Genomic DNA, 751 nt, shown 5'->3' on the forward strand with positions numbered 1-751 from the left:
CTGCCTACGCCCAGGTGATGAGCCGCTTGGGCTGCTCCAGGATCGCCGCCACATCGGCGAGCACCTTGGAGCCGAGCTCGCCGTCGACCAGGCGGTGGTCGAAGGAGAGCGCGAGCGTCGTCACCTGACGCGGCTTGACCTTGCCCTTGTGGACCCAGGGCTGGAGCTTGATCGCGCCGACCGCGAGGATCGCGGACTCGCCCGGGTTCAGGATCGGCGTGCCGGTGTCGACGCCGAAGACGCCGACGTTCGAGATGGTGACCGTGCCGCCCTGCATCGCGGCCGGGGTCGTCTTGCCCTCCTTGGCCGTGGACACCAACTCGCCGAGCGACGCGGCCAGTTCCGGCAGCGTCTTGGCGTGCGCGTCCTTGATGTTCGGGACGACCAGGCCGCGCGGGGTGGCCGCGGCGATGCCCAGGTTCACGTAGTGCTTCTGGACGATCTCCTGATTCGCCTCGTCCCAGGCCGCGTTGACGTCCGGGTTGCGCCGGATCGCCACGAGCAGCGCCTTGGAGATGAGCAGGAGCGGATTGACCCGCAGGCCCGCAAAACCGTGCTTGTCTGCGTCTCGCTTGAGCTCATCGACCAGCTTCATCGTCCGCGTCACGTCCACCGTCACGAACTCCGTGACGTGCGGCGCCGTGAAGGCCGAACCGACCATGGCCTGGGCGATGGCCTTGCGGACACCCTTGACGGGGATCCGGGTCTCGCGGGCGTCGCCGCCCGCCACCGGGGCGGCAGCCGCGGCGGG

1 protein-coding gene is annotated in these 751 nt (G+C 69.6%); it reads right to left on the reverse strand.

Features of this window, described 5'->3' with window-relative positions; translation table 11 throughout:
- Positions 1–4: 4 nt before the first annotated feature.
- On the reverse strand, positions 5–751 hold a 747-nt coding region (locus tag ABD378_RS29285; protein ID WP_344525553.1), incomplete at its 5' end, for a dihydrolipoamide acetyltransferase family protein.

It is taken from the genome of Streptomyces rectiviolaceus, assembly GCF_039533825.1.
Taxonomy (GTDB): domain Bacteria; phylum Actinomycetota; class Actinomycetes; order Streptomycetales; family Streptomycetaceae; genus Streptomyces; species Streptomyces rectiviolaceus.